The 3,058-nt window shown below is 57.5% G+C and carries 3 protein-coding genes; all 3 read left to right on the top strand.

Translation table 11 applies throughout. From position 1 onward, the window contains the following. Positions 1-756 (top strand): glucose-6-phosphate dehydrogenase (locus ABJQ89_RS08550; protein WP_348495828.1); only part of this gene is annotated, 756 nt, incomplete at its 5' end. Next, positions 753-1,424, top strand: coding sequence for a 6-phosphogluconolactonase (gene pgl, locus ABJQ89_RS08545; RefSeq protein ID WP_348495827.1), 672 nt, complete (start codon positions 753-755; stop codon positions 1,422-1,424). The genes ABJQ89_RS08550 and pgl, both read left to right, overlap by 4 nt. An 11-nt stretch (positions 1,425-1,435) precedes the next feature. Then, a complete protein-coding gene (gene pgi / locus ABJQ89_RS08540) occupies positions 1,436-3,031 on the top strand; it encodes a glucose-6-phosphate isomerase (protein ID WP_348495826.1) in 1,596 nt (531 codons plus the stop codon). Positions 3,032-3,058: the final 27 nt, after the last annotated feature.

Raw genomic sequence — 3,058 nt, 5'->3', positions numbered from 1 at the left:
CGCGATATGGTGCAGAACCACTTGATGCAGCTCTTGTGCCTGATTGCGATGGAGCCGCCAGCGAAATTTGATCCAGATGCGGTGCGCGATGAAAAGCTCAAGGTCATTCGCGCGCTTGAACCCGTTGCGCCGCATCACATTGTACGCGGCCAATATGGTCCGACAGCGGATGACGAGGATTATCGCACGCACGCGGGCGATCCTGCCAGCAAGACCGAGAGTTTCGTTGCCATGAAACTTGCCATTGGCAACTGGCGTTGGGCAAACACCCCATTCTATCTGCGTACGGGCAAGCGCCTCAAAGCGCGCACATCTGAAATTACCGTCGTGTTCAAAGATGCGCCGCATTCTATCTTTGGCGCGGAAGCGGGGCGTCACAACAACGAACTGCGCATTCGTCTGCAGCCCAATGAGGGCATGACGCTGGATGTCACGATCAAGGAACCTGGCCCGGGCGGGATGCGTCTTGTCGATGTTCCGCTCGATATGAGCTTTGCCGAGGCGCTTGGCCCTGATGCGGACGAAGTGCCAGACGCATATGAGCGCCTGATCATGGATGTTATTCGTGGCAACCAAACACTGTTTATGCGCGGCGATGAGGTCGAAGCGGCGTGGGCATGGACCGATCCGATTATCGAAGGCTGGCACGCGCGCGGCGAGGTGCCTAAACCTTATGATAGTGGTAGCGAAGGGCCGACCGATGCGATGGCGATGATCGCCCGTGACGGTCGTATCTGGCGGGAGATCAAAGCATGAATTTCATCGAATATCCTGACAAAGAAATGATGATGATGGATTTGGCTACACAGATCGCGGATGATCTGACGGAGGCGCTTCATCACGATGAACGCGCGATCTTATCTGTTCCGGGCGGCACGACGCCTGGGCCGCTCTTTGATGCGCTTTGCGTCGTCGACCTTCCGTGGGAGCGCGTTGATGTGATGCTCAATGACGAACGCTGGGTGCCGCTCGACAGTGATCGCTCCAACACGAAATTGTTGCGCGAACGTCTTTTGGTGAACCGCGCGGCTGCGGCGCGGTATTTGCCGCTTTATGCGGAGGCGGAGCGCCCTGAGGACAAATTGGCCGAGCTTGAAAAGGTGATCGAGCCTGAACTGCCCATCGCGGTTTTGCTGCTTGGCATGGGCGCGGATATGCACACGGCGTCTATTTTCCCCGGTGCGGATCGTCTGAGCGATGCCTTAGCGAGCGATGCGCCGATTTTGTTGCCAATGCGCGCACCGAACGCGCCAGAGCCACGGATTACCTTGAGTGCCCGTGTACTGGATGGTGCATTGCGAAAACACATTCTGATTGTTGGCGATGAAAAACGCGCAGCACTTGAAAAAGCACAAACATTAAGCCCAATCGAAGCTCCGGTCAGTGCAGTTCTGACAGGCGCAAACGTTCACTGGGCACCATAAGGACATTTATCATGTGGAAAGACGCACAAGCCCTCGATACAGGCGCGCGCATCACGGATCTTTTTGAGAACGACGCAACGCGCGCATCGGGCTATTCCGTCACCGCGCTGGATATGTTGTTTGACTATTCCAAAACGGCGATGACTGCAGAGGCGCGCGATACGTTGATCGCGTTGGCGCAAGAGGCAGGCGTTGAAAGCAAACGCGACGCGATGTTCGCCGGCGCGCCGATCAATGACACAGAGGGACGTTCTGTTCTGCACACGGCACTGCGCAACCTTGATGGCGACGCGGTCATGGTCGATGGCGCGGATGTAATGCCAGAGGTGCTCGCCACTTTGGATCGCATGGAAACCTTCGCTGAAAACCTGCGCAATGGCACGTTCAAAGGGCAGGGCGGCGCGATCACCGATGTGGTCAATATCGGCATTGGCGGCTCTGATCTTGGCCCTGCGATGGCGACGCTTGCACTGGCTCCGTATCACGATGGTCCGCGCGTTCATTATGTGTCCAACGTAGACGGCGCGCATATCGCGGATACGCTGCGCGGCCTTGACGCCAGCACGACCTTGATTGTCGTTGCCTCTAAAACCTTCACGACGATTGAAACCATGACCAACGCGCGCACCGCGATGGCGTGGATGTCTGAAACGGTGAAAAATCCTGCCGCGCAATTTGCCGCGCTGAGCACTGCAGAGGACAAGACAGGCGCCTTTGGCATTCCTGCCGAGCGTGTCTTTGGCTTTGAGGATTGGGTCGGCGGGCGCTATTCGCTTTGGGGACCTATCGGCCTTGGCATTATGATTGCGGTCGGCGGCCCAGCCTTCCGTGCCTTCCTGCGCGGCGCGCAGAGCATGGATCGTCATTTCCAAGCGGCTGATTTGAAAGACAACTTGCCCGTCATGCTGGCGCTGGTCGGTGTGTGGCACAACCAAGTCTGCGGTCACGCGACCCGCGCGGTTCTGCCTTATGATCAACGCCTGTCCCGTCTGCCTGCCTATTTGCAGCAGTTGGAGATGGAAAGTAACGGCAAGTCTGTGCAAATGGATGGCTCCGACGCGCCAACCCACACAGGTCCGATTGTCTGGGGCGAGCCAGGCACAAATGGTCAGCACGCATTCTATCAATTGATCCACCAAGGCACGCGCCCGATTCCGTGTGAATTTTTGTTGGCGGCTGAAGGGCATGAGCCTGACTTGAAACATCAACACGAATTGCTCGCCGCGAATTGCCTTGCGCAATCTGAGGCACTGATGAAGGGTCGCTCCCTCGATGAGGCGCGCGCGATCATGGCTGCTAAGGGATTGAGCGGCGACGAGCTGGAACGCCAAGCGCGCCACCGTGTGTTCCCGGGCAATCGTCCGTCAACGACGTTGCTGTATCCTAAACTGACACCCGACGTGCTCGGCCAGATCATCGCGCTTTATGAGCACCGTGTGTTTGTAGAGGGCGTGATCCTTGGCATCAACTCCTACGATCAATGGGGTGTTGAGCTGGGCAAAGAGCTGGCAACGGCGCTACAGCCGATTGTTGAGGGTCGTGAAAGCGCGGATGGCAAAGATGGTTCGACCCAAAGCTTGGTGAGCTATATGCGCGCACGTGCGTAAGTGAAATGTCGGCGGGGGCCAGCCCCC

The organism is Planktotalea sp. (assembly GCF_039984035.1).
GTDB lineage: Bacteria > Pseudomonadota > Alphaproteobacteria > Rhodobacterales > Rhodobacteraceae > Planktotalea.
The sequence above is the reverse complement of the archived record's forward strand: the minus strand, read 5'-3'. Positions and strand labels throughout refer to the sequence as shown.

Coding starts and splice junctions, on each gene's coding strand:
- pgl (WP_348495827.1), top strand. CDS start 753: ATGAATTTCATCGAATATCCTGACAAAGAAATGATGATGATGGATTTG.
- pgi (WP_348495826.1), top strand. CDS start 1,436: ATGTGGAAAGACGCACAAGCCCTCGATACAGGCGCGCGCATCACGGAT.